Here is a 24,750-nt window from a genome sequence, read left to right on the forward strand (position 1 = left end):
TAGCTCTTTTTTTTACACGATATTGAAAAGCTTTTCAGAGGGGGATTTCCTCCCGGATTCATGTAAGCGTTGTATTTGACCAATATGTTCATTGGTGTATGAACTGGATGTTTCAGGAGGGCGCCGAATTCAATTCTGTGAAGGGGGTGAGCGGCCGCTAAGCTAGGAACCCGTGATGGCATCCGTAACCTGAATCAGGAATCATGAATCGTTTTCTAAATGAAGAAAAGGGGATGTTCCAAAATGAAAAAAACATCAAAGCCCAAACTATCGCTGCTGATGGTGCTGGGACTGTCGTTTACCATGGTGATGAGCGCCTGCGGAAGCAGCAAGGATGCAGGTCCTTCGACAGAACCTGCTGGTACAGCGTCTAACAACGGAAGTTCGACAACGACGGCAACCGAGCCTGCGGCCACACCGGGTTCGCCGCTGGAGGAGGCGCTTCAGGGCAAATATAAAGGCACCAAAGTGACGATGTTCGGGCCGTTTGTAGATGCGGACCAGAAGAAATTCGAATCCAGCATCAAAGACTTTGAGGATAAAACGGGCATCGATATTCAATATGAAGGCTCCAAGGAGTTCGAGGCGACCATCAACGTCCGCGTGGACGGCGGCAACGCGCCGGATATCGCCGACTTCCCGCAGCCAGGCCTGCTGGCCTCGATCGCCAAGACCGGCAAAGTGGTGGATCTGACCAAAGTTCTGGACCAGGAGAAGCTGAAGAAAAACTACAATCAAAGCTGGCTCGACATGGGGACGATGGACGGCAAGGACGGCAAAATTATGGCCGGCATCTGGAACCGCAGCAACGTGAAGAGCTTGGTCTGGTATCCGAAAAAGCAGTTTGAGGAAGCCGGCTACAAAGTTCCGGAAACTTGGGACGAAATGATGGCTCTGACCGAGCAGATCGCCAAGGACGGAGACCCGGCATGGACGATCGGCATCGAGAGCGGCGCGGCTACCGGCTGGCCGGGTACCGACTGGATCGAAAACATAATGCTGCGTACGACAACACCTGAAAACTACGACAAATGGGTCAAAGGCGAGCTGCCTTTCACCTCGCCTGAAGTGAAAAACGCGTTTGAGCTCATGTCCAAAATCTGGATGAACAAGGACTATGTGTATGGCGGCACCAAATCGATCGTGACGACCGCTTTCGGCGATGCGCCGAAACCGATGTTCGAGAATCCTCCGAAAGCCTGGTTCAACCTGACAGGCAACTTTATTACCAGCTTCTTCCCTGAAACGGCTAAGGTCGACCAGGACTACGACTGGTTCTACCTGCCGCCGATCGATTCGAAATACGGCAAACCGGTGCTTGTGGCCGGAGACATCTATGCCATGTTCAACGACCGTCCGGAAGTCCGCGCGGTGATGGAGTTCTTCACGACCGGCGAATCGATCAAGTCGTGGGTGCAGTCCGGCGGCGTGATCGCTCCGATGAACGACGCTTCGCTCGATTGGTACACCTCCGAGTCCGACCGGCGCATGGCGAAGCTGGTCCAGGATGCGACGACCCTCCGCTTTGACGGTTCCGACCTGATGCCGGGCAAAGTGGGCGCCGGTACGTTCTGGAAGGGCATGACCGACTATGTCAGCGGCACCGCGACGCTGGATGAGGCGCTGAAGCAAATTCAGGCCGGCTGGAACAACTAACCGCAGCCGCTTAGCTTTTTGGCAGCGGAGAGGCAGGGATGGGGCAAGGAAAGAGGCTGATCGGGTTTTGCGATCCGTCGGCCTCTCTTTTTCCTCCCCGCGTTTGATCAACCCATGAAGTCGTCTGTTTAGGAGGATACCTATGAATACGCAAACGAAACCGGGATTCAGCATCAAGGCGCTGCTCATCTTTCTGGGCGTCCTGATCGCCAATATCGCCGTCAACGGCGTGATCTTCGTCTTTTTCCGGGATTCGTCCCTGAACCCGCTGCTTACCGCAGTGCTGGCCGTTCTATGGGGCGTTCTGGGCGTTTACTTGATTTACTATACGTTTACCTGGGCGGTGGAGAAGTTTCCCGACCGGATCAGCCGCAGAGTGCTCCCGTATGTGTTTATCGGACCGGCGGTTCTGGTGCTGGGCTGGCTGCTCGTGCTGCCGGCGCTGCGTACGCTGTACCTGAGCTTTTTCAATGCGTCTTCTGATAAGTTCGTCGGTCTGGGCAACTATATCGCCATTTTCAGCGACCGGCTGCTCGCAACCGCGCTGCGCAACAACCTGCTGTGGGTTTTCGTCGGAACACTGGCGTGTGTCGCCTTTGGGCTGCTGATTGCCATTCTTGCAGACCGGAGCAGTTATGAGCGGATCGCAAAATCGATCATTTTCATGCCGATGGCCATTTCCTTCGTGGCGGCCGGCGTCATCTGGAAGTTTGTGTACTATTACCAGCCGGGAGACGAGCAGATCGGCCTCCTGAACGCCATCGTCATGGCGCTCGGCGGTGAGCCCCAGGCTTGGGTCAGCATGCTCCAGCCGTGGAACAACTTCTTCCTGATCATCATCCTGATCTGGATGCAGACGGGCTTCGCCATGGTCATCTTCTCGGCGGCCATCAAGGGCGTGCCGGACGATATTCTGGAAGCCTCCCGCGTCGACGGTGCCGGCGAAATCCGCATTTTCTTCCGCATCATCATTCCGTTTATCTCGACGACGATTCTGACCGTCACGACGACAATCATCGTGTTTACCCTGAAAATTTTCGATGTGGTCATGGTCATGACGGGCGGGCAGTACGGCACGGAAGTGGTGGCGACCCAGTTCTACCGGCAGTTCTTCATGTACCGGAACTTCGGCTACGGCTCAACGCTGGCCATCGTGCTCCTGATCGCCGTCCTGCCGGTCATCATCATCAATTTGCGCCAGTTCCGCAAGCAGGGGGGATTCTGACATGGCAGGCAAAAAGAAAAGAAGAAGCAAAAAGTGGATCGTCAACATCGTGCTCGGTATCATCTGTTTCGTATGGCTGCTGCCGACGCTGGGGCTGCTGATTTCGTCCTTCCGTCCGGCTGCGGATATTTTGGAGACCGGATGGTGGAAGGTGTTCCCTCACCAGGAATGGAAAACGAAGGACACGATCCAGCTGTCCAAGGATGTCGACCTGCGCGGGCCGATCGAAGTGAATGGCCAGACGTATACGGACGACCAGCTCAAGAGCGGCGTCATGCAGGACGGGAAGCGGCTGACCTGGGAAAACCGCCGCGCACGCGAAATCAGCGTGCAGGATCAGGGCTGGGTCGGCTCGTCCAAACTGACGCTCGATAACTATAAAAACGTGATCACAGGCAAGGAATATACGATCAAAAATGCCGACGGCAGCGAGTCGAAGGAGAAGGGAACCGGCTTATCCCAGGCGTTCTGGAATACGCTGACGATTGCGGTACCAGCGACGGTTATTCCGGTCCTGATCGCTTCCTTCGCCGCCTACGCCTTCGCCTGGCTGCGGTTCCCGGGACGCAAGACGCTGTTCGTCGTCATTATCGCGATGCTGGTCATTCCGATTCAGGTGGCGCTGATCCCCGTGCTAAAGGATTATACTTCGCTCGGCCTGAACGGCAGCTACCTCGGGATCTGGCTGGCGCATACGGCGTTTGGCTTGCCGCTGGTTACGTACTTTATGTACAACTTCATCAGCCAGTTGCCAAAGGACTTGTTCGAATCGGCCTTTATGGACGGGGCTACCCACTTCACCATTTTCAGCCGGCTGATCCTGCCCTTGTCGGTCCCGGCGCTTGCTTCCATCGGCATCTTCCAGTTTCTGTGGGTATGGAACGACTATCTCGTCTCGCTGATCTTTATCGGCAACCAGCCGGAAGTGCAGGTCATGTCGATGAAAATCGCCGATCTGGTCGGCTCCCGCGGGAACGACTGGCACCTGCTGACGTCCGCCGCCTTCATCTCGATGCTGATGCCGCTTGCGATCTTCTTCCTGCTCCAGAAGTACTTCGTCAGAGGACTGATGGGCGGATCGGTGAAAGGTTAACGGTACCTCCGGGTAACATGAACATATAATGAAGCCCTTGCGGCGTAAGGAGCTGAAGTCGAAGATGAGGATGGAAACGTATGTGAGGCCGCAGCCGCTGTACCCTTACGAGGCATGGAGTCTGTCCGAGGAAACGTATGACGAGGCAAACAACCAGCGCAGCGAAAGCCTGTTTGCCATCGGCAACGGATATATCGGCATGCGCGGCAATTTCGAGGAAGGCTTTTACGGCATGTTGGGCACCTCCGTCACCGGCAACTATCTGAACGGGTTCTATGACTCCGAGCCGATCGTGTATCCCGAAGGGGCGTACGGGTATCCGGAGCGGAATCACGCGATGCTGAACGTGACCAACGCGCAGCGTGTGGAGCTGCGGATCGAGGGCCAGCTGTTCCATCTGAACAGCGGCGTCGTCCACGACTACCGGCGGGAGCTGGACATGAAAAAGGGGATGCTGACGCGCGAGATCGACTGGGAAGCACCCGGCGGCCAGCGTGCCCGGATCCGGATCCGCCGGTTCGCCGCCCTCCAGCACAAGCATTTGGCGGTTATCCATTATGAAGTCACCGCCCTTAATTTCAGCGGGGCTATCAGCCTGACCTCCGCGCTGGACGGTAAGATCGCATCGCAGAACAACAACGGCGATCCCCGTCTGGGCGCCGCCAAGGCTGAGCCGAGCTTGCTGCTCGAAGATACGGGCCATGAAGGAGAGCTGTCCTGGATGAGACAGCGTACACGGCATTCGGGATTCGTGCTCCTGACGGCCATGAGCCATGATCTGCAGACGAATCAGCCCTCCCAGACTACGGCGTGGTCGGAGAATGAGTATGCGGCATCCGAATTTACCGTATCACTCCGGCAAGGGGAGAGCACAGCCCTCACCAAATACGTCACGTACCATACGTCCAAGGATTATGCCGAAGGGGAGCTGCTTGTCCGTGCTGAAGAGGTTCAGCGGATGGCTCGGCAGTCGGGGTTTGAGGTGCTTGCCCAAGAACAGCAGTCTTTTCTCGAACAGTTCTGGAAAACCGCCGATGTGGAAATCGCCGGCGACCCTGCACTGCAGCAGGGCATCCGCTTCAATGCGTTTCAACTGCTGCAGTCCGTCGGCCGGGACGGCGTGACCAACATCGGCGCCAAGGGTCTCACAGGCGAAGGATATGAGGGCCATTACTTCTGGGATACGGAAATGTACATGCTGCCGTTTTTCACTTATACCCGGCCGGATATTGCCAGGGCGCTGCTGCATTTCCGCTACGCCACGCTGGACAAAGCCCGCGAACGGGCCCGGGTCATGTCGCAGAAGGGAGCTTTGTACCCTTGGCGGACCATCGACGGGGAAGAGAACTCGTCCTATTATCCCGCCGGGACGGCCCAGGCCCACATCAACGCGGACATTGCCTACGGGATCAAGCAGTATGTGTCCGCCACCGGAGATTCCGATTTCCTGCTGAATGAGGGCGCCGAAATATTGTTTGAGACGTCGAGGTTCTGGCTGGACCTTGGACACTTCAACCCCGCCCGCGACGGAAAGTTCTGCATTGACGGCGTGACCGGACCTGACGAGTATACGGCCATCGTCAACAATAACGCCTATACGAACCTTATGGTGCAGGATCAGCTGCGCTACGCGGTGCAGGTGGCCGGCTGGCTGGCGGAATCACATCCGGCGGAAGATCAGCGTCTGCGGGCCGCGATCGGCCTGACGGACGAAGAAATCGCGCTTTGGGGCAGGGCCGCGGAGAATATGTTCGTGCCGTATGATGCCGAACTCGGCATTTATGCGCAGGACGATACGTTCCTGACGAAGGCCAAATGGGATTTTCAGAACACGCCGGCCGACAAGTACCCGCTGCTTCTGCATTTTCATCCGCTCGTCATCTACCGCCACCAGGTGCTGAAGCAGGCCGATCTGGTGTTGGCGTTGTTCCTGCTCGGCGAACGGTTCACGATGGAGGAGAAGATCCGGAACTACCGCTACTATGAGCCTTTGACGACGCATGATTCCTCACTGTCGCCGTGCATTCACAGCATCGTCTCGGCCGAGATCGGTGAACTCGAAGAAGCGTATGCTTATTTCGACCGGACGGTGCGCATGGATTTGGACGACATCAACCGGAATGCCAAGGACGGGCTGCATACGGCGGCCATGGCCGGGTCCTGGATGTCCATCGTATATGGGTTTGCAGGCATGCGCTTGGTAGACGGCATGCTGGAATTTGCGCCGGCGCTGCCGGGGCAGTGGGACAGCTACCGCTTCCGGGTCATGAACCGGGGCCGGCTCCTGGAGGTGCTTGTCGACGCCAAGGGAACGGTATACGGACTTCTGGAGGGTGATCCGCTGCAGATCCGCCACAAGGGGGAAGAGCTGACCCTTGAGGCAGGGAAGACGGTCAGAAGGTAACGAAACACGGCGGAGTTTTAGAACGAGAGACACTGGGGAATCACCCGGCAGGTTCGTCCCGGAACTCCGCTTTTCAACTTTATAAAAAAAGTTTGGCGAAACGCTTGACGATGATAATGGATCCATGGTAAGATCTATCTTGTCGCTAAGAAAAAAACATTTCGAACGTGACCAACTGAATATGCGGTCGTGGCGGAATTGGCAGACGCGCACGGTTCAGGTCCGTGTGGGCTAACCCCCCGTGGAGGTTCGAGTCCTCTCGACCGCATCGTTGATAGGATCATGCGATTGCTGAAAGGCAATGCATGATCCTATTTTTATGTTTATTTACGCCGATAGGCGTTTTTTTTATGCTCTTCAGGCTTGTGATTACAGACTGGAGCCGGGTGCTCTTGGATCAGGGCACCCGGCCTAACTGCTCCCGAAGCCGCGTGATGTCGCTGATCGGCGGAAGGCCGAAAAGCCGGGCGTATTCGCGGCTGAATTGGGACGGACTTTCGTAACCGACTCGAAAAGCAACATCCGCTGCATCGGCAGATTCGGATAACAAGAGACGGCGGGCCTCCTGCAGCCGCAGCTGCTTTTGGTACTGCAGCGGGCTCATGGCCGTGACCTCCTTAAAGTGACGGTGCAGGGAGGAGGGGGCCATATGGGCAGCGGCCGCCAGCTCATCGATTCGGAGCGGCTCCATGTACTCCCGCTTCAGCTGCTCTACCACTACGGCAATCCGGTTCGAGCTGCTTCCCCTCAAGGCCATTTGCCTTAATACGTTTCCTTGCTCTCCCTGCAAAACCCGATATAAGATCTCACGAACGATGAGCGGTGCCAGTATCGGTATATCCTCCGGGTTATCGAGCAGGCGTGTAAGCCTGACAGCCGCGTCCAGCAGAGGAGCAGTCGATTGTTCCACGAATAACCCCCGTTTCGAACGGAGCTTCTTCCGGGATACCGGATTCGCCTCGTTTACTAAGTCCAACGCATCTTTTAGGTTAAGTTTAAGCCTGAAGCACAAATAAGGCATATCCGGCGTTGCTTCAATAATCTGGGCGGAGACGGGCAAATCCAGGGAGATGACCAGATAGCTGGACGGCCCATACGTAAAGCTCTCATCTGCAAGCATGACCACCTTCGAACCTTGGGAGACGATGCACAACTCCGGTTCATGGACCGAAAACGAAGGGAACGTCGTTTTCGAACTGCGAATCAGAGAAAGGGAAGGAATGAGCGTCTCGTGAATGCCGTCTCCGTCCGTATGTTTTTCCATCAATAGGGACAATTCCTTCTGATACGAAACCAAGGAATTGGCGTGGTTGGATAAATCCCGCATGAATTGTTTTCCCCTCCTTATCTATGTCCCATTATAAGCCCTGTTGGACCCAGCGATGAATCGTTTTGAGAGAATCAGGCAATCATTTGCGATTTTTAGACTACCTCTGCTTTTTTCGGCTGGTTCATAATCAGGTTGAAAGAAAGGAGAGGAAGAGTAATGGATAAGCGCATTTTCATTCTGGCGCTGGCTGCCTTTACAGTAGGCTCCGTTGAACTGGTCATTGCCGGGATTTTGGATATGATCGCCCGGGATCTGCGCGTTTCCGTCGGTGTGGCCGGCCAACTGGTTTCGGTGTATTCTCTGGTTTTCGCCTTAGGATCCCCCGTCTTGATCGCTTTAACTACGAAGGTTGAGCGCCGAAGGCTGCTGGTCATCGCCATGCTGGTGTTTACGGCTGGAAATATCATGTCTATGTTAAGTCCGAATTTTACGATGCTGCTGCTGTCCAGGGTTATTCTGGCGGCAAGCTGCTCCATTGTTGTCGTTCTGTCGATCACCCTGGCTTCGGGGATTGTGACACCTGAAGCAAAAGGGCGTGCGATTGGAATGATCTTTATGGGGATCAGCGGATCCCTCGTGCTCGGCGTTCCGCTGGGGACGTTGATCGGCGAGGCTTGGGGCTGGCGGGCAACCTTTGCTTTTATTGGCGTACTTTCGTTCATTGTGACGATATGCATCATGAAATTTCTGCCCCAAGCGGCGTCTCCGCCTAAGCTTCCGATGCGGGAACAGCTGCGTACGTTGGGAAATTCTAAAATTGTGTTCGCCCATCTCGTCTCCATTCTGCAAATGACGGGCCAGTTTACGATCTATGCCTATATCACGCCGTTTTTACAGACCATGTTGAACCTGTCTCCCGGTCAAATCAGCTTCGTCTTGCTGGTTTATGGGCTGGCCGGCATTGCAGGGGGGTGGATTGGAGGGTGGGCGGCCGACCGCTTTGGGGCAGCCCGGACAATGATCGTCACGCTGCTGCTCCACGCCGTGGCGATCCTGCTTCTTCCCTGGGCAGCTGCCTCCATGCTGCGCTTGCTGCCCGTCGTCATCGTCTGGTGTGCGTTTAACATGGCGCCAAGTCCGGCTGTTCAAAGCTATTTGGTGCGGCTTGCGCCAAAGTCGGCGGACATCCAGCTCTCCCTAAATACCTCCTCGCTGCATCTCGGCGTAGCTGCGGGATCTGCCATCGGCGGCGTGGTGATCAGCCGTTATGAGGTTACGGCCAATGCCTGGATCGGAGGTCTGATTGTTATCCTGGCTATTGTTTCGGCCATCGTTACCCTGTACAGAGGCAGGGTGATTCATAGTAAAGGAGATAACTCCCTTCAGGATAGCCCCTCCTGAGAAAGCCGTCTCTGCCATGTAAAAGGTAACCCTAGTGAACCGCCCATCCGATAACCGGATGGGCGGTTTTTGGCATTCTATTTCTCCTGCTCCTGGATCACCTGCTCGATCCCGAGCAGAATCAGCTTCAGTCCGAACTCGAACGCCTTGTCTGTCCCCATCAGCTCGAATAGCCCGTTCTTGAACATCCTCCGGAACAGTCCGGCATCCGTCTCGCTCATGGAGTCCAGAAGGCGAATCATCTCCTCACCTGGAAGCGCTCCTTCTCCGTGCTCCTTAACAATCGCGGAGACATTGCGCTGATGTTCATAATCGTCCAGAACGAAGTTGAAAATATAATTCATCAGCGTAAGAACCACTTGCATTTTCTGCTCCTGCTCGAGCGGCGTCGATTCCACGCAGAGCAGCATCCGGTTGGTGAACCGGATGATGTCCGGTTCGTGGGGCAGCGTCAACATCATGAGCTGCGTGGAGCAGGGATACCGGCCGAGCACGCTTCGCACCGTTACCGCCAGCCCCTTCAGCTGCTCCTTCCAGTCCCCCTCGGCATGATACTCCTCCAGAATGATTTTCGATACCTGGTTGGCCAGACGCTGGTAGAGATTTTGTTTGCTCTTGAAGTACCAGTATATCGAGGGAGCCTGAATCCCCAGCCGGTCGGCTAATCGTCTCATGCTGAACTTTTCGATACCTTCTTCGCCAAGAAGCTCCCATGAGGCTTCCAAAATCCGATCCTCCGAAATCTGAGGCTGCTGTTTTTTCATCGGGAATCCATCCTTTTACCTAACAGTGTAAGTTTATGCTTTACATGTTCATAAGACCATGATATCATCTAACACTGTAAGGCTCAAACTAACACTGTAAGATGACATCTGCACTGTTAGACGGTTGACCTAAAACAATAAAGAAAGCAGGGACCCGCATGGATACAGAAAATCTTTATTATTTTGAAAAGGCGCCGGTTGCCAAAGCCGTAGCTCATTTCGCTGTACCGATGATGCTGGGCACGTCAATGAGTGTCATCTATTCCATATTGAATGCCTATTTCCTGGGCACACTCCACAATACGGCTATGTTAACCGCTCTCGCGTTAACCTTGCCGTTGTTCGCCATCATCATGGCACTGGGTAACTTGATTGGCATCGGGGGCGGTACCTTCATTTCCCGTTTGCTGGGAGAGAAAAAATTGGATGATGTCAAGCATGTGTCTTCATTCGCTTTTTACAGCAGTTTAGTTATTGGTCTTATCGTGATGGCCGTAGGTATCCCACTGATTGATCCCATTGTCCATGGCCTGGGGGCAACGCCCGACTCCTTCGGCTTTACGAAGGACTATGTCACGATGATGCTTATTGGTTCACCATTCGTCATCTTATTTTTCACACTGGAAAATATCGTACGCTCGGAGGGTGCGGCAATGACGTCGATGATGGGTATGATTCTGAGTGTTGCCGTGAATATTATTCTCGATGCGCTGGTCATCTTCGCTTTTCATTGGGGCGTGATCGGCGTTGCGTCTGCTACGGTCATTTCCAACTTGGTCGCCAGCGTATTCTACGCCTACCATATGGGATATAAGAGCTCATTTTTAACCATTTCCGTTAAATGGTTTAAGGCGTCCAAAGAGATTTTGAGCAATGTCATCAAAATTGGAGTTCCCGTCTTTATTATGAGTATCTTTTTAGGGGCCATGTCGCTCATCTTTAATCGTTTTCTTGTAGAATATGGAGATCCGGCCGTTGCAGCTTACGGAATTTCATCGCGTTTATTGCAGTTTCCCGAGTTTATTCTGATGGGTTTATGTGAGGGAGTCGTGCCATTGATTGCCTTCTCTTTTACAGCGAATAAATTGCGTATGAAGCAAACGATCGGATTTACGATCAAAACGATTGTAGCGTTAGCCGTCGCGTTCGGCATCATCGTCTATTTGATTTCCGACCACTTGATTGGTTTATTTACGAATGACCCGCAATTAATCGAAATGGGCAGCTATATCCTGCATGTGACGTTCTTATCCTTGTTCATTACAGGCATGACCACGTTGTTTACGGGGATCTTCCAAGCGACCGCACAAGGAACCGCTGCGTTTATTATGTCAATTATTCAAGGCGTTACTCTGATTCCTGTACTCTATATCGCCAATCGAATGAACGGCTTTCACGGGGTAGTCTGGTCGCTCGTCATCGCGGATGCCGTCGCGTTCCTGGTCGGGGCGATCATGCTGTATGCTTTGCGGAACAAATTACAGCCCGATATGGAGAGTTTAGTACAGTAGAAAACATAGGGTTATCGTTCGTTGAGGAGATTACATTTTACGAAGGAAAAAAGGAAAGAGAGGCTTACCTCGAAAATGAGGCCGATGCTCTTTTACTGCTATGATTGAGATATGTAGACATCTGTCGTTCTTAAACACAAAAAAGCTGCGGTCAGCAACCCCGCAACTATTGATTGTATGAAGGATCGAGACGACAGGATTTGAACCTGCGACCTCTTGCTCCCGAAGCAAGCGCTCTACCAAGCTGAGCCACGTCTCGTTAAGAGAAAGCTTATACTATAAAATTTACTCCGATTTTACATTTTGTAAAGGGGGTAAAAGAAAAATTCACAATTCGTTTAACGATGGGGCAAAATGATCCTGTGCTGCCAGCAAATGAAAAGACCGGGGGAATCGCGAAGATTCCTTCCGGTCTTGTTTGGTTTCTAAGGGTAAGTTTTATTTGCCCGCAGCATCGGCCGGCTTGGACGGCTTTTCCGAATCATTCGCAGGGGTGGTATTGCCTGGCTTGCTGCCCGCTGGTGTATTGCCAGTCTGGGTACCTGTTGGAGTGCTGCTAGCTTTGGCATCCGCCGGTTTGGTCCCATCTGTCTTGGCATCAGCGGGTTTCGTGCCGCTCGTTTGATCATCTGCCGGGGAAGTCCCTGCTCCGGATCCGGCCGGAGAAGAAGTCGCCCCCGTGTTTGCATCCGTATTCGCATCCGTGTTCGCATGCTCCTTCTCCTGATCCTTCCACTCCGGCAGTGCCGCCACATAAGCATCCGACATGCTGATCAGCTTGTGCGCCCGCTCGTACGTTTCCTTCGAATCCAGCGGCTTGGTGACCTTGCCTCCGTTCAGCGGATAGGTCACCCCGTCGGCGTAACCGGAGCCGGGTACGAACGCTCCCTTAGCCGAAATAAACGAGCCCGAGGGGAGGTAATACCGCTGCGGCAGCACGGGACTGTTCTGGTTGAGCAGATCCTGGCCGAAGTGCACCTGGTTCTTCAGTGAGACGCCGATCAGATTGGCCAGCGTCGGGAAAATATCCGACTGCCCGCCGACCTGCTCCAGCGTCTGGGCTTTTTGGTTCGGCACAGAGAGGACGAGCGGGATGTTCATCATATCGGGGAGGGTGTACTCCCGTCCGTAAATTTCCTTCATCAGCTTTTTCTCTTTATTATTGAGTGAATATATCGGAAGTCCCTGATGATCACCGTACAGGACGATGACGCTGTTGTCCCAGACGCCGTTTTTCTTCAGCTCGTCCACGAACTGGCCGAGGGCGTAGTCGGCATAGTTCTGGGACTGGATATAATCTCCGACAAGGGTTCCTTTATAACGGTCGGGAAGCTCCATCTTGAACTTGCGCTCCGGGATGCGGAACGGGTGATGGCCCGACATGGAAATGACCTGCACGTAGAACGGCTTGCCGGTTCCCTGCATCCGTGCCAGCTCGTCGGCCGTCTTGGCATATAGCAGCTCGTCCGATGAGCCGAACGAAACGAGGTCATTTTTGCCGAAAAACTTGTCGTCGTAATATTTTTCCCATCCAAGCGCTTTATACAGCTGATCCCGGTTCCAGAACACGACGCTGTTCGTATGGAACGTCGCCGTCTGATAGCCGCTCGCGGCAAACGCTTTGGGGGCGCTCGGCAGCGCCTTGTCCGCATACACCTCGGAAGCAGCCCCGTTGGACGGAACGTAGAGGGAAGTGTTCACGACGAATTCGGCATCCGCCGTGTTTCCCTGACCGACCTGCTGGAAGAAATGCGGGAAATACATATGATCTTTGACCAGCTTGTTCATGTTCGGGGTAATCTCCTTGCCGTCGATCTTCAGGTTGACGAGGAAATTCTGGAACGCTTCGAGCTGAATGACGATGACGTTTTTGCCCTTGGCGGCACCCCAGTATGCCGGCTGCGCCGGCTCGGTCGTTCCTTTCACCTGGGCAACCGCCTCAGGCGTGACGGACTTGGCGTCGACCTTGATGTTCTTGGAAGGGGCAAAGCCGACATACGCTTCATAGTTGAGAATCCCCATATCCCGGGCCTGCTGGAATTCGTTCATCCCGCTCCGGAACGGAAAAATGCACGCGGCACAGGTGATCAGTGCCAGGACGGCTCCCCCCGCAAACCACGGGCGGCCCGTTCGGACGGACAACCTGCGGCCAAAGGAGCGGAACGGCCGGCTGGAACAGATAAGGACGAACAGCACGACGATATCGGTGAAAATGAACAAGTAATACGGATCCATGAGCGAAAAGACGCTGCTGTTGACCTCGGATACCTGGTTTACTTGGCGCAGCTCATGATAAGTAACGATAACTCCGAAATACTTATAGTACATAATGACGGCAAAATAAATAATGGTCAGAACCAGGTCCACAATCAGGTAGGTGACCAGCTTCTTGCGGTAGGCCAGCGTTTCGATCAGGCAGAAGAGCAGCCATACGGGCGGTATGCCCGTCAGCAGCATCATGCCGAAGCCTCCGGCATTTTCTCTGAACACGACCGTCCAGACTAGAAGCATTTTTAAAATCATGACAATGGAGAAGAAGATAAAAGGTTTACCTATCAGCGCTCTCCATGAAAAACGGTTATGCAAAATCAATCGACGCCCCTTTCGTAATTTCCACACAGATCGCTAAGCCCATCCAAGGGCGTATAGGAATCAGCAGCGTACGGTCTGTCATCCGCAGGTTGTCCTGCCGACGGGCCGCCCGCGTTCCCTCTTCAGCATCATGGATTACCCCTTATCAAAAACGCCATCAGGCCACAGCAAACACAAGGCTTGGACACCTGTGCTAAGCCGGGCCATACGCGGGACAATGAAGTTAATAGTAACTATTACACTATTGCAATTTAAGCACAGGGCCCAGGGAATTGCAAGATTCGCCCGGGATGTAAAGAGGGGGGTGGACCCGGCTGGGCATAGCCTCCCGAACCGGGCTGATGATTGATGAAGAAGGATGTCATCACTCTATTATATATAGGAAGAGACAGGATCATTCCATCGGGGAGAAGGGGAGATGCTGTGTGGAAAAAGGCGGCGGTTCCCGTTACTTCGTCAATCCGGCATGAATCGTTTCGAGGTTCCATTTCATCATGGCGAGGTAGCTGTCTCCATCTTCCCCGGGCTTGCCGGTGGAATCGGTGAACACCTTGCCGAATATTCGAACCCCGGTCTCCTTGGAGACGCTCTCCATACTGCGCGGATCCACGCTGGTCTCCACAAACAACGCAGGCACCTGCTCCGCCTTCACGATATCGATAATCCGCTTCATCTGCTCAGGGGTGCCCTGGTTCTCCGTATTGATCTCCCAAATGTATTGGGCCTTCAGCCCGTAAGCCGCGGAAAAATATTTAAAAGCCCCTTCACTTGTAACGAGAACCCGGCGTTCCTCCGGGATGTCGGCAAAGCGTGTCACGGCATCATCGTGCAGTTTCTTCAATTCCTCGATATAGTTCCCGGCATTCTGCTCGTAATATTCACGGTTGGCCGGGTCTGCTTTCGTCAGCGCCGCAAGGGCGTTCTCCGCATAGCGGATCCCGTTCTCAATGCTCAGCCAGGCATGCGGATCCTGCTCGGATTCCTTGCCGGCGGAGGTCAGGTACATCGGCTCCACGCCTTCGCTCAGTGCATAGACAGGGGCGTCTTCCCCCGCTTTGCCCGACGTCTCCAGCAGTTTGGCGAACCAGCCGTTCCCCGTCTCCAGATTAAGCCCGTTATAGAAAATGACATCGGCATCGCTGGCATGCTTGAGATCCGCAGGCAGCGGATCATATTCATGGGGGTCCGTGCCAACCGGCACGATTGAATACAGCTCTACGCGGTCCCCAGCAACCTGCTTCACGATATCGTACAGGATCGAATACGTGGTCAGCACGACCGGCTTCTCCCCGGAAGAGCCGGCTTTATTCCCGGTTTGACCGGAGCAGCCGGCGGCAAGTGCCAGGACCAGCATAAGTACGGCTCCGAGCCAAACCTTCCTTTTATGTTTCATACAGATCCCCACCTATTTAAAAAGAATCATTGCGGCGCGAACCCTGCTGCCTTCCGGGCAGACGGCGTCAAAGTCCTTTCAGCGCCGCCTTTTTGCGCCGGGAACGGAAATGCCGCCACAGGACGCCCTGTTTTGGTGAAAAGGCCAATGCCAGCATGAACCAGATAGCTGACGCGAGCACGATGGCTGCACCGGAGGCCAGATTGTATTTGACGCTGAAATACAGTCCCACCACGGCTGATAACGCGCCGAAGCCGGCAGCCAGATAAATCATCACCCACAGCCGGTTGGTCAGCAGATAAGCGGTGGAGGCGGGGGTGATCAGCATGGCGACGACGAGGATGATGCCGACGGTCTGCAGGGAGGCGACGGTCACGAGGGTGAGCAGGGTCATCAGCAGGTAATGGATAAGCCGCCCGGGCAGCCCGTATGCCGCGGACATAACCGGATCGAACGAGCTGACCAGCAGCTCTTTGTAGAACAGGTAGACGACCGCGGCGATCACGATGCCGATGATCAGCGTGATCCACATGTCGGAGGCGCGGACCGCAAGCACGTTGCCGAACAGGATGTGGTACAGGTCGGTTGAGCTTTTCGCAAAGGTAATCAGGATGATGCCGACCGCAAAAAAGGACGTAAACACGATGCCGATCGCCGAGTCGTTTTTGATCCGGCTGTTTTGGCTGACGTATCCGATGCCGAGCGCCGTCAGCACGCCCGTTACCACGGCGCCGAAAAAGAAGTTGATGCCCAGCATGTAGGACAGGGCGACGCCAGGCAGGACCGCATGGGAAATCGCATCGCCCATGAGCGCCATGCCGCGCAGAATGATAAAGCAGCCGATAATGCCGCAGATCATTCCGACCATGACCGAGGTCAGCAGCGCTTTTTGCAAAAAGCCGTATTCTAGGATTCCGCTTAAGAATTCCATTACACGCCCACTCCGTTCTTTTCAAGAAAGGTCAGCTGCGCCGCATAAGCCTGGCTGAGAATGTCCGGACGGCAGACTTCGCGGGCCGGACCTGCCTTCACCAGCTCGCCGTTAAGCAGCACAAGCCCGTCGAAATACGCTTCCGCCTTGCTCAAATCGTGATGGACCACGAGCACCGTGCGGTTCTGATCCCGGAGCTCTTTCAAAATGGCGACGATCGTCTCCTCGCTGGCGGCGTCCACGCCGACGAAGGGCTCATCCAGGCAGAACAGCTCCGCCTCCTGGGCAAGTGCCCGGGCGAGAAATACGCGCTGCTGCTGCCCGCCGGACAGCTCGCCGATCTGCCGGGAGCCGAAATCCTCCATGCCGACCTTCTCCAGGCTGTGGTAGGCCAGCTCTTTATGCTGCCGCCGCGGCCTCTTGAGCAGGCCGAGCTTCGGGTAGGTGCCGAGCAGGACGGTATCGATCACTGTAATCAGGAACGTCATGTCGATTTCGCTGCGCTGCGGAACATAGGCGATGCGGGTCCGGGCTTCCTTGACGCTGCCGCCGAGGATGCGAACTTCGCCGTGGTCCCGCGGAATCAGCTCAAGGAGCGACTTCATCAGCGTGGATTTGCCGGCCCCGTTGGGTCCGATAATACCGGTCATACTGCCGGGAAGCAGCGTAAAACTGACGCCGCGGAGGGCATCCTTGCCGTGATAGGAGACGAATAGGCTGTCGACGGACACCGAAGGGTCGCGGTGACGGGGGAGCATAGCATAAACCTCCTTTGGATTATGAAAACTTTGACATAAGTTTCCCTTGGGACAAATTAATGCACATATATAAAAGTTTTTACCTGAGGAAACTTTATTGAGTATAGGCTAAAACAGATGGGGAGAATTGTAAAGTGTTTTTTTACCTGGGTTGTCCGTTTTTCGTAGGGTAAGACGAGGTCAAAACAGTGTTAGTATGCGGGGCGATCATAGGGGGGAGAGCCAAAAAAAAGCCCCGATTCCGTGGAATCAGGGCTTCATATTCTGCTCGGTGATTTGCTGTTTGACGAACTGCTTGAACTGCTCCCTGAGCGGCGAATAGGGCTGATCGGCATGATAGGCCATATAGGCCTTGACCGATTTGCCTGCCGGACCGGGGGCGGGCAAGTATTGGAGACTTCCGGCGGCGAGCTCGCTTGCGATGCCGGACAAGGGGAAGAAGGAGATGAAATCCCCGTCCTCTACCGTGTGCTTGACCGACTCCGGCGAATTGATGATCATGCGCTCCCACAAATGGATTCCGCTCTCGATCGCGTAGGTCCGGGTGAAGTCCCGCATAAAAGAGCCTTCGGCATGCTGGATGAAGAAATGCTGGGCAACCAGCTGGTCGCTCAGCGATTTCAGGCTGGAGAAAGGGTGTCCCGGCGCAAAAATGACGACAAGCTCATCTTCCAGCAGCAGGTCTTCCTTGATGCCGGCAGCCGCAACGTCCTGCGAATAATAAAAGGCAAGGTCCACCTCATGATTGTAGTGCAGTTCCTGAACGGTCCGGCTGGGCTGAACGGTCAGCTCGATCTGGATGCCGGGATACTGCCGGCAGAACCGGTTGACGAGCTTGGGCAGATGTATCGTCCCCATCAGGCTGTCGGCGCCGATATGAAGAATGCCCTTGCCCAAATCGGCGTAGTCCTGCACGGCCTTCCGCGCCTCGGCGGCCAGCCCCGTCATTTTGACGGCGTAAGGGTACAACGCCTTGCCGGCGTCGGTCAGCAGGATGCGGCCCCGCCTGGACTCGAAGAGGGCGATGCCCAGCTCTTCCTCTAAGCTTTTCATATGAAAGGTGACGGTCGGCTGTTTCATATCCAGCTCTTTGGCTACGTCGGTTACCTTCTTGTATTTTTCAATATAAACAAGGATTTGCAATTTTAACAAATTCAACGATGATTCCCCCTCGGTCACGTCCGATTCCTCTTCATTATAGAATTAATCTATGGACTCATAAAGATTATATTCTGATATTTATCTTTCTTTTTACAAAACGCATCATTTTACAAAATGATAGAGAACTACAATGAACTTGTCGGTAAACTTCATAGAGTTACACGGCAAACCAAAATGGGGGGAAACATTAGATTATGAAATTCAAAAAACCGTTACTTATGTTTTGTACGTTGGTCCTGGTTCTTATGCTGGCTGCCTGCGGCAGCAAAAACGCGTCGGATAGCGGCAGCACTACGGGTTCGGGAACCGCAACTGAAGATAAACCGGCTGCAGAGGAAACGCTCAGCGGTTCCGTTCTGGCTGTAGGCTCCACAGCACTCCAACCGCTCGTAGAGCAAGTCGCACAAAAGTTCATGGGTGAATCCCAATACTCTAAAATCCAAGTTCAAGTTCAAGGCGGCGGCAGCGGCACCGGCCTGACTCAAGTTTCCGGCGGCCAAGCCAACATCGGCAACTCCGACGTATTTGCTGAAGAAAAGCTGGATGCAGACCAAGCCAAAGAACTCGTTGACCATCAAGTGGCCGTTGTAGCCATGGCGGCTGTAACGAATCCTGACGCAGGCGTAGACAGCCTGACGAAGCAGCAGCTGGTTGATATTTTCACAGGAAAAGTGACGAACTGGAAAGACGTTGGCGGCAAGGATGAAAAGATCGTTATCGTCAACCGTCCTGCAAGCTCCGGTACCCGCGCAACGTTTGAAAAATATGCACTCGGAACGAAGACCGAAGACCTGCAAGGTTCGATCCAAGAAGATTCTTCCGGTACGGTGAAAAAGATCATTTCCGAAACGCCAGGTGCTATCGGATACCTTGCTCTGTCCTACCTGGACGACAAAGTGAAAACTCTGAAATATGACGGTGTGGAAGCAACGGAAGAGAATGTAGCCTCCGGTAAATACCCAGTATGGGCTTACGAGCACATGTACACCAAAGGTGAGCCTGCTCCGGAAGTGAAGGCGTTCCTGGACTACATGACTTCGGATGCTGTGCAAAACGGCGACGTGGTTGAGCTCGGATACATTCCGGCTTCCAAAATGGAAGTGAAACGCGACAAGGACGGCAACATCACGAAATAACATCAGGTTCCTTGAGCTCTCATGAAACACTGAATATGTACGACAAGAGGCGGAGAGACCAACTTCTGCCTCTATTTTCACTTTAGAAAGAAGGACAACGATGAAAGCTATAGATGAAAGGCCTGTAGGCATCGCTGACAACCCCCGTCCCGGACGGTTTAAAAAACATCATATGGAAGATTTCGCGGGACGCAGCTATACGACGATTTGTGCGATTCTGCTGATCGTCATTATTTTGTCCATCGTTTATTTTGTCGCTTCGAAGGGGCTGGCGACCTTTTTTAGAGACGGCGTCAGCTTCAGCGAATTTCTGTTTGGCTCCAAATGGGATCCGGACGGCAACCATGGCGAGCCGCAGTTCGGCGTCATGCCGTTTATTTTCGGTTCATTCGCGACGTCGATTCTGGCGGCGGTCATCGCCAGTCCGCTCAGCATCTGCGCATCGCTGTTCATGACGGAAATCGTCCCGGGCTGGGGCAAAAAGCTGCTGCAGCCGGTCATTGAGCTGCTTGCCGGAATTCCGTCCGTCGTATACGGATTTGTCGGCTTGACGGTCATCGTTCCGGCCCTGCGCGACATGTTTCCCGGTCAGGGGATCGGAATCGCCGCGGGCTCGATCGTGCTGTCGGTCATGATTCTGCCAACGATTACGAGTATCGGTACCGACGCCCTGTCCTCGCTGCCGCGGGGCCTCAAGGAGTCCTCGTACGCACTAGGCGCAACGCGCTGGCAAACCATCTACAGAGTTATTCTGCCAACCGTGCTTCCTTCTATTCTGACCGGGGTGGTTCTCGGCATGGCCCGCGCCTTCGGGGAAGCGCTGGCGGTACAGATGGTCATCGGGAATGCGCCGCATATTCCGCGGTCGCTGTTCGAATCCGCCTCGACGCTGACCAGCGTCATTACGCTGGATATGGGCAACACCGTCATGGGCACCGCGCACAGTAACGCGCTGTGGAGCATGGCGCTCGCACTCATGTTCATGACCTTTATCTTCGTCGTTATCGTTCGCCTGCTCGAAAGGAGAAATCGGATTTGAAAGCTAAAGCCGCTGACAAAATTGCAACAGCCATTATTGTGGTGTTTTCCTTATTCATCGTGGCGGTTCTGCTCGGACTGCTCGGATTTATTCTGTACCGGGGACTCAGCCACATCAGCTGGCACTTCCTGACTTCTGTGCCCCAAACGATCCGGGAGGGCGGCGGCATCGGTCCGCAGCTGTTTAACTCCTTGTTTCTGCTGGTATTGACGCTTATTATTACAATTCCATTGGGCCTGGGTGCCGGCATCTATATGGCCGAGTACGCCAAGCCAGGCAAGATCACTGGAGCAATCCGCCTCGTCGTCGAGGTGCTGTCCTCGTTTCCGTCTATCGTCGTCGGCTTGTTCGGCCTGCTCCTGATCGTCAACACGTTCGGTTTTGGCTTTTCGCTCTTCTCCGGCGCGCTGGTTCTGACGATCTTTAATCTGCCGCTCATGGTCCGCATCACGGAGCAGGCGTTCCGCAGCGTACCGAAGGAGCAGAAGGAAGCGGGACTTGCGCTCGGATTATCGAAATGGAAAATCATCACGTCCGTGCTGTTTCCCGTCGCCCTGCCGAGCATCGTGACCGGTACGGTTCTGGCGGCAGGACGTGTATTCGGGGAAGCGGCAGCGCTCCTGTTTACCGCAGGGATGTCCACGCCTCGTCTTGATTTTACCAACTGGAACCCGCTGAGCCCGACGTCGCCGATCAATCCGTTCCGTCCGGCGGAAACGCTGGCCGTGCATATCTGGAAAATCAACAGTGAGGGCATTGCGCCCGATGCCGCGGAAATTGCCGCCGGCGCTTCGGCGGTGCTCGTGATCCTCGTGCTTGTCTTCAACCTGTTTGCCCGCTGGTTCGGCAACCTGCTCTACAAGATCATGACGGCATCCAAACGAATGGGATAGGAGAAATGAGCATGCAACAATCATCGACTACATTCCGCACTGAAAACCTGAGCGTGTTTTACGGGGCGTACGAAGCCGTGAAGAACATCAGCCTGACCTTCCCGGACAAGAGCGTTACCGCGCTCATCGGCCCGTCGGGCTGCGGGAAATCGACGTTTCTGCGGTCCCTCAACCGAATGAACGACGAGATTTCCCAGGCCGTGATCAAGGGGAAGATCTGGATCGGCGGGGAGGACATCAACGATCCTTCCACCGACGTCATTCAGCTGCGGCAAAAAATCGGAATGGTATGGCAGAAGCCGAATCCATTTTATAAATCCATCTACGAAAATATCGCTTTTGGACCGAAGTACCATGGCGTGAAAAATAAAAAAGAGCTCGACCAGATCGTCGAGTCCAGCCTGCGCAAAGCGGCGCTGTGGGACGAAGTGAAGGATCGCCTGAAGCAGTCTGCTTTGTCGCTCTCCGGCGGCCAGCAGCAGCGCCTGTGCATTGCGCGCGCCTTGTCGGTCAACCCGGGGATTCTGCTCCTCGATGAGCCGGCGTCGGCCCTCGATCCGGTTTCGACCTCGAAGGTCGAGGAACTGATCGTCGAGCTCAAGAAAGAGCTGAGCATCGTCATCGTGACACACAACATGCAGCAGGCCGCACGGATTTCCGACTATACGGCGTATTTCTACCTTGGCACGCTGATGGAGCATAACGATACCGAAATTATTTTTACCAACCCGGCCAATGCCATGACCCAGGAGTATATCTCCGGACGGTTTGGATGAGCCGCCGTTTGCAGCACAGCAAAAAGCCGTCTCCCCATCAAGAATGGGGGACGGCTTATTTAATTATATAAAGATTTATGTGGTCCGGGGTCACAGCAAGGATTTGAATCCACATCGGAGCAAAACTCCACTTTGTAGGGTGGATTAGCGGATGATCATCACCGGACAGTGCGCATGCTGGACAACGCTGTGGCTGACGCTGCCGATCAGCATTTCCGACACAAGGCCCATGCCCCGGCTGCCCATCACGATCAGGTCGGCCGACTCTTCCTTGGCCGTCTGGCAGATGACCTTGGCCGGATCGCCAGTTTTGCTGACCGTGCGGAAGGCGATTCCCGAGCGGCTCACTTCTTCGGTGGCCGGGGCGAGGATTTTTTCGCCTTCCTGGCGGATGTGCTCCTCCAGATCTACGCCTACTGGCGGTTCATTGATAGAAACGGTCGGGTTGACGTGCAGGACCACGAGCTCGGGAGCGGTATTCAGGCTCTGCACAAGCGATACGGCGGAATCCAGCGCATGCCGGGCATGCTTGGATCCGTCGACGGGTACGAGAATACGTGAGTACATAGGTAAACCTCCTTAATGGCCTTCTGCCCGGTCAACATGGGCAAGCTTGCGGCGGGATACGAGCAGGGCGACGACGCCGAGGAAGACCATGACGGCACCGAAGTAGAACGGCGTCTCCGCATGGTACCACTCGGACAGCTTGCCGGCGAGCCATGGAGAGACGGCACCGCCGAGGAAGCGGACGAAGCTGTATGCCGCGGAAGCGACGGAGCGCTCCACCGGAGCGGCCTGCATGACGGCCGTGGTGATCAGCGTGTTGTTGATGCCCAGGAAGATCCCGGCCACGATGACGCAGACAATAACGGTTTGTGGCGAGTGATTATACGTGCCGATGCCCATAATGAGCAGCACGATCGTAAACAGCGTAAGCACCGCTGCTATGGACGACACGACGCTGAAGCGCTTCTGCAGCTTCGGAGCGACGAATACCGACGTGAAGGCAAGCAGAATGCCCCACCCGAAGAAGACATAACCCAGGCCGTGCTCATCCAGGTCCATGACGTACGGCGAGTACGCCATCAGGGTGAAGAAGCCAAAGTTATACAGGAATGCTGTAATTCCAAGGATCAGCAGCGCCGGATAGGACAGCGCTTTGAACGGGTCGGCCAGCGTGCTGGCTTTTTTCGGCTTGGGCACGTTCGGAAGCATAAACGTAACGAAAATAAATCCGATGGCCATCAGCACGGCCACACCGAAGAACGGTCCGCGCCAGGAGATGGAGCCCAGCTCGCCGCCCAGCAGCGGTCCGACAGAAATCCCGAGACCGAGCGCGGCCTCATACAAAATGATCGCTTTGGCCGTGCCGGACGTGGACAGCCCGACGATCGCGGACAGTGCGGTGGCGATGAAGAGGGCGTTGCCGAGTCCCCAGCCGCCGCGGAAACCGACAATGCCGCCGATGGAGTTTGACAGACCACCCAGCGCCGCGAAGATGACGATGAGCAGCATCCCGGTCAGCAGCGTCTTCTTGATGCCGATCCGGCTGGAAATGACGCCGGTAATCAGCATCGCTATGCCGGTTACCAGGTTGTAGCTCGTAAACAGGAGCGAAACCTGGCTCTTGGATGCGTGCAGCTGCTCGGCGATGGCCGGCAGAATCGGGTCAACCAGGCCGAGGCCCATAAAGGAGATGATACAGGCGAAAGCGATCGCCCATACCGCCTTCGGCTGGGACAACAGCCCGCCTTGGCGCTGTTCCAGCTCAAGGGGCTGTGAAGCATTGGTTTTCATAAGTAACATTACCTCCATTTTGATGAATCATGTATTTTCAAATTTTCATGAATCTCCACAACAAAAAAACGTCTGTCGACGTCATTGCATAGACGCGTGCAGCGGCTTCAGCTTTCCTGGGAATCGGTTTCCTCGTCGAATTTGCGGATGAAATCATCCAGCCGCGCCTGCGTCTGTTCCAGCTCCTGCTGCATAAGGCGCATTTTCTCCACTTTGGTGCGCAGCATCTGAAGCTGTTCTTCCAGCATCTCGCTCATATGGGTCAATTGCTGCCTCCGATGAGCCCGGCTTGTCATGTCGTGGTAAGTTTGGTGGTGCAGCTTGTAAGCGTCCGATACGGATAAGTACGAAACCAGCTCCTGCAGGCTGAAACCGAGAATTTCTTTGGCATTGACGATCTTCTTCAAGTACTCGATGTCCTCGCGGGTATAGAGGCGGGTGCCTCCTTCGCTCCGTTCAGGGGTCGGAAAAACGCCGATCTCTTCGTAATAGCGGATCGTCCGCTTCGTCAAGCCGCACTCTCGGGCGACATCGTCGATTTTATATTCATCCATTTCCTTCCTCCCTCAAAGATTCCCGGGTAACATTACCCATTGTAATCCTGACTAACGTTAACGTCAACGTTAAATTTATGAAACGGAAAATAAATTTCTTACGTCCTATTTATCGCGGAATACGGTTGTCGGCTTAGTATGCCCGGTGTTCTCCGTTTATGTGCGGCGTCCGTCCGTGGCCGGGTGGGGCTTTTTCGTTGAACATTTCCTTATGTTTCACGGTCGAAAGGCATGGCTGTGCGTCGCGGAGTGCTCAGAGGGTGAGGGGGAGAAGAGGGGCTGGTGCTTTATAGCGGGCATCTGGAACAGCGAAGGGAGAAGGGAGAGCTGGCCGTATTGTGCGACGCCTGATTGTCTGCATACATAAAAAAGCTGTCCCACACCGCGCAGCGGTTG

At 54.6% G+C, this 24,750-nt stretch carries 20 protein-coding genes and 2 tRNA genes; 11 read left to right on the top strand and 11 right to left on the bottom strand.

Annotated features, from left to right (window positions below):
- Window positions 1-243 precede the first annotated feature (243 nt).
- The 5 genes from KI379_RS04410 to KI379_RS04430 all read left to right on the top strand — a co-directional run bounded on the left by KI379_RS04410 (window position 244) and on the right by KI379_RS04430 (window position 6,646).
- Complete coding sequence (locus tag KI379_RS04410) at window positions 244-1,656, top strand: ABC transporter substrate-binding protein (RefSeq protein WP_212982889.1); 1,413 nt, start codon at window positions 244-246, stop codon at window positions 1,654-1,656.
- Window positions 1,657-1,798: 142 nt separating this feature from the next.
- Complete coding sequence (locus KI379_RS04415) at window positions 1,799-2,881, top strand: carbohydrate ABC transporter permease (RefSeq protein ID WP_212982890.1); 1,083 nt, start codon at window positions 1,799-1,801, stop codon at window positions 2,879-2,881.
- A 1-nt stretch (window position 2,882) separates the two neighbouring features.
- Window positions 2,883-3,974, top strand: coding sequence for a carbohydrate ABC transporter permease (locus KI379_RS04420; RefSeq protein WP_089546004.1), 1,092 nt, complete (start codon window positions 2,883-2,885; stop codon window positions 3,972-3,974).
- Between the two features lie 64 nt (window positions 3,975-4,038).
- A complete protein-coding gene (locus tag KI379_RS04425) occupies window positions 4,039-6,378 on the top strand; it encodes a glycoside hydrolase family 65 protein (protein ID WP_244879190.1) in 2,340 nt (779 codons plus the stop codon).
- A gap of 183 nt (window positions 6,379-6,561) precedes the next feature.
- Window positions 6,562-6,646: transfer RNA gene (locus KI379_RS04430), tRNA-Leu, on the top strand.
- Window positions 6,647-6,775: 129 nt separating this feature from the next.
- On the opposite strand, the gene KI379_RS04435 is transcribed toward KI379_RS04430, so the two are convergent.
- Window positions 6,776-7,705, bottom strand: a complete 930-nt coding sequence (locus KI379_RS04435) for an AraC family transcriptional regulator (protein ID WP_089546007.1) — start codon at window positions 7,703-7,705, stop codon at window positions 6,776-6,778.
- Between the two features lie 159 nt (window positions 7,706-7,864).
- Between KI379_RS04435 and KI379_RS04440 the strand changes: the two genes are divergently transcribed.
- Window positions 7,865-9,049 (top strand): MFS transporter, encoded by a 1,185-nt coding sequence (locus KI379_RS04440; protein WP_212982892.1) that lies wholly within the window; start codon window positions 7,865-7,867, stop codon window positions 9,047-9,049.
- A gap of 77 nt (window positions 9,050-9,126) precedes the next feature.
- Here the strand turns inward: KI379_RS04440 and KI379_RS04445 are convergent, their stop codons facing one another.
- A complete protein-coding gene (locus tag KI379_RS04445) occupies window positions 9,127-9,813 on the bottom strand; it encodes a TetR/AcrR family transcriptional regulator (RefSeq protein WP_116232430.1) in 687 nt (228 codons plus the stop codon).
- Between the two features lie 158 nt (window positions 9,814-9,971).
- Here KI379_RS04445 and KI379_RS04450 point away from each other — a divergent pair, with 158 nt between their 5' ends.
- The gene (locus KI379_RS04450; RefSeq protein ID WP_089546012.1) at window positions 9,972-11,324 is read left to right on the top strand and encodes an MATE family efflux transporter; all 1,353 of its coding nucleotides are present in this window, start codon (window positions 9,972-9,974) and stop codon (window positions 11,322-11,324) included.
- A gap of 185 nt (window positions 11,325-11,509) precedes the next feature.
- Here KI379_RS04450 and KI379_RS04455 read toward each other — a convergent pair.
- The 6 genes from KI379_RS04455 to KI379_RS04480 all read right to left on the bottom strand — a co-directional run bounded on the left by KI379_RS04455 (window position 11,510) and on the right by KI379_RS04480 (window position 18,156).
- A tRNA-Pro gene (locus KI379_RS04455) sits at window positions 11,510-11,583 on the bottom strand.
- Window positions 11,584-11,762: 179 nt separating this feature from the next.
- Window positions 11,763-13,784 carry an LTA synthase family protein gene (locus KI379_RS04460; protein WP_306433638.1) on the bottom strand — a complete coding sequence of 674 codons (2,022 nt, stop codon included), beginning with the start codon at window positions 13,782-13,784 and terminating at the stop codon, window positions 11,763-11,765.
- Between the two features lie 580 nt (window positions 13,785-14,364).
- The gene (locus tag KI379_RS04465) at window positions 14,365-15,309 is read right to left on the bottom strand and encodes a metal ABC transporter substrate-binding protein (protein ID WP_212982893.1); all 945 of its coding nucleotides are present in this window, start codon (window positions 15,307-15,309) and stop codon (window positions 14,365-14,367) included.
- 67 nt (window positions 15,310-15,376) lie between these two features.
- A complete protein-coding gene (locus KI379_RS04470) occupies window positions 15,377-16,240 on the bottom strand; it encodes a metal ABC transporter permease (protein ID WP_076170286.1) in 864 nt (287 codons plus the stop codon).
- On the bottom strand, window positions 16,240-16,998 hold the full coding sequence (locus KI379_RS04475) for a metal ABC transporter ATP-binding protein (RefSeq protein WP_212982894.1): 759 nt from the start codon (window positions 16,996-16,998) through the stop codon (window positions 16,240-16,242). Before KI379_RS04475 ends, KI379_RS04470 begins: the two co-directional genes overlap by 1 nt.
- A gap of 249 nt (window positions 16,999-17,247) precedes the next feature.
- A complete protein-coding gene (locus KI379_RS04480; RefSeq protein WP_212982895.1) occupies window positions 17,248-18,156 on the bottom strand; it encodes a LysR family transcriptional regulator in 909 nt (302 codons plus the stop codon).
- A gap of 197 nt (window positions 18,157-18,353) precedes the next feature.
- On the opposite strand from KI379_RS04480, the gene KI379_RS04485 reads away from it, so the two are divergent.
- From KI379_RS04485 to pstB, 4 genes are all read left to right on the top strand, one after another.
- Entirely contained in the window at window positions 18,354-19,295 is a 942-nt protein-coding gene (locus tag KI379_RS04485) for a phosphate ABC transporter substrate-binding protein (protein ID WP_212982896.1), read from the top strand.
- Window positions 19,296-19,467: 172 nt separating this feature from the next.
- A complete protein-coding gene (gene pstC / locus KI379_RS04490; protein ID WP_373309580.1) occupies window positions 19,468-20,334 on the top strand; it encodes a phosphate ABC transporter permease subunit PstC in 867 nt (288 codons plus the stop codon).
- Complete coding sequence (gene pstA, locus KI379_RS04495) at window positions 20,331-21,227, top strand: phosphate ABC transporter permease PstA (protein WP_145135746.1); 897 nt, start codon at window positions 20,331-20,333, stop codon at window positions 21,225-21,227. The genes pstC and pstA overlap by 4 nt, the downstream gene beginning before the upstream one ends.
- Window positions 21,228-21,232: 5 nt before the next feature.
- Complete coding sequence (gene pstB / locus KI379_RS04500) at window positions 21,233-22,003, top strand: phosphate ABC transporter ATP-binding protein PstB (protein ID WP_084203887.1); 771 nt, start codon at window positions 21,233-21,235, stop codon at window positions 22,001-22,003.
- 144 nt (window positions 22,004-22,147) lie between these two features.
- Here pstB and KI379_RS04505 read toward each other — a convergent pair whose 3' ends face one another.
- From KI379_RS04505 to KI379_RS04515, 3 genes are all read right to left on the bottom strand, one after another.
- A complete protein-coding gene (locus tag KI379_RS04505; protein ID WP_212982897.1) occupies window positions 22,148-22,570 on the bottom strand; it encodes a universal stress protein in 423 nt (140 codons plus the stop codon).
- 12 nt (window positions 22,571-22,582) lie between these two features.
- Complete coding sequence (locus KI379_RS04510) at window positions 22,583-23,800, bottom strand: MFS transporter (RefSeq protein WP_212982898.1); 1,218 nt, start codon at window positions 23,798-23,800, stop codon at window positions 22,583-22,585.
- 107 nt (window positions 23,801-23,907) lie between these two features.
- Window positions 23,908-24,354 carry a MerR family transcriptional regulator gene (locus KI379_RS04515; protein ID WP_212982899.1) on the bottom strand — a complete coding sequence of 149 codons (447 nt, stop codon included), beginning with the start codon at window positions 24,352-24,354 and terminating at the stop codon, window positions 23,908-23,910.
- Between the last annotated feature and the right edge of the window lie 396 nt (window positions 24,355-24,750).

The sequence above is a fragment of the Paenibacillus cineris genome (assembly GCF_018333335.1).
Classification (GTDB): domain Bacteria; phylum Bacillota; class Bacilli; order Paenibacillales; family Paenibacillaceae; genus Paenibacillus_AQ; species Paenibacillus_AQ favisporus.

Coding starts and splice junctions, on each gene's coding strand:
- pstB (WP_084203887.1), top strand. CDS start 21,233: ATGAGCATGCAACAATCATCGACTACATTCCGCACTGAAAACCTGAGC.
- KI379_RS04475 (WP_212982894.1), bottom strand. CDS start 16,998: ATGCTCCCCCGTCACCGCGACCCTTCGGTGTCCGTCGACAGCCTATTC.
- KI379_RS04450 (WP_089546012.1), top strand. CDS start 9,972: ATGGATACAGAAAATCTTTATTATTTTGAAAAGGCGCCGGTTGCCAAA.
- KI379_RS04510 (WP_212982898.1), bottom strand. CDS start 23,800: ATGAAAACCAATGCTTCACAGCCCCTTGAGCTGGAACAGCGCCAAGGC.
- KI379_RS04420 (WP_089546004.1), top strand. CDS start 2,883: ATGGCAGGCAAAAAGAAAAGAAGAAGCAAAAAGTGGATCGTCAACATC.
- KI379_RS04415 (WP_212982890.1), top strand. CDS start 1,799: ATGAATACGCAAACGAAACCGGGATTCAGCATCAAGGCGCTGCTCATC.
- KI379_RS04515 (WP_212982899.1), bottom strand. CDS start 24,354: ATGGATGAATATAAAATCGACGATGTCGCCCGAGAGTGCGGCTTGACG.
- KI379_RS04485 (WP_212982896.1), top strand. CDS start 18,354: ATGAAATTCAAAAAACCGTTACTTATGTTTTGTACGTTGGTCCTGGTT.
- KI379_RS04410 (WP_212982889.1), top strand. CDS start 244: ATGAAAAAAACATCAAAGCCCAAACTATCGCTGCTGATGGTGCTGGGA.
- KI379_RS04465 (WP_212982893.1), bottom strand. CDS start 15,309: ATGAAACATAAAAGGAAGGTTTGGCTCGGAGCCGTACTTATGCTGGTC.
- KI379_RS04445 (WP_116232430.1), bottom strand. CDS start 9,813: ATGAAAAAACAGCAGCCTCAGATTTCGGAGGATCGGATTTTGGAAGCC.
- KI379_RS04440 (WP_212982892.1), top strand. CDS start 7,865: ATGGATAAGCGCATTTTCATTCTGGCGCTGGCTGCCTTTACAGTAGGC.
- pstC (WP_373309580.1), top strand. CDS start 19,468: ATGGAAGATTTCGCGGGACGCAGCTATACGACGATTTGTGCGATTCTG.
- KI379_RS04425 (WP_244879190.1), top strand. CDS start 4,039: ATGAGGATGGAAACGTATGTGAGGCCGCAGCCGCTGTACCCTTACGAG.
- KI379_RS04435 (WP_089546007.1), bottom strand. CDS start 7,705: ATGCGGGATTTATCCAACCACGCCAATTCCTTGGTTTCGTATCAGAAG.
- KI379_RS04470 (WP_076170286.1), bottom strand. CDS start 16,240: ATGGAATTCTTAAGCGGAATCCTAGAATACGGCTTTTTGCAAAAAGCG.
- KI379_RS04505 (WP_212982897.1), bottom strand. CDS start 22,570: ATGTACTCACGTATTCTCGTACCCGTCGACGGATCCAAGCATGCCCGG.
- KI379_RS04460 (WP_306433638.1), bottom strand. CDS start 13,784: ATGATGCTGCTGACGGGCATACCGCCCGTATGGCTGCTCTTCTGCCTG.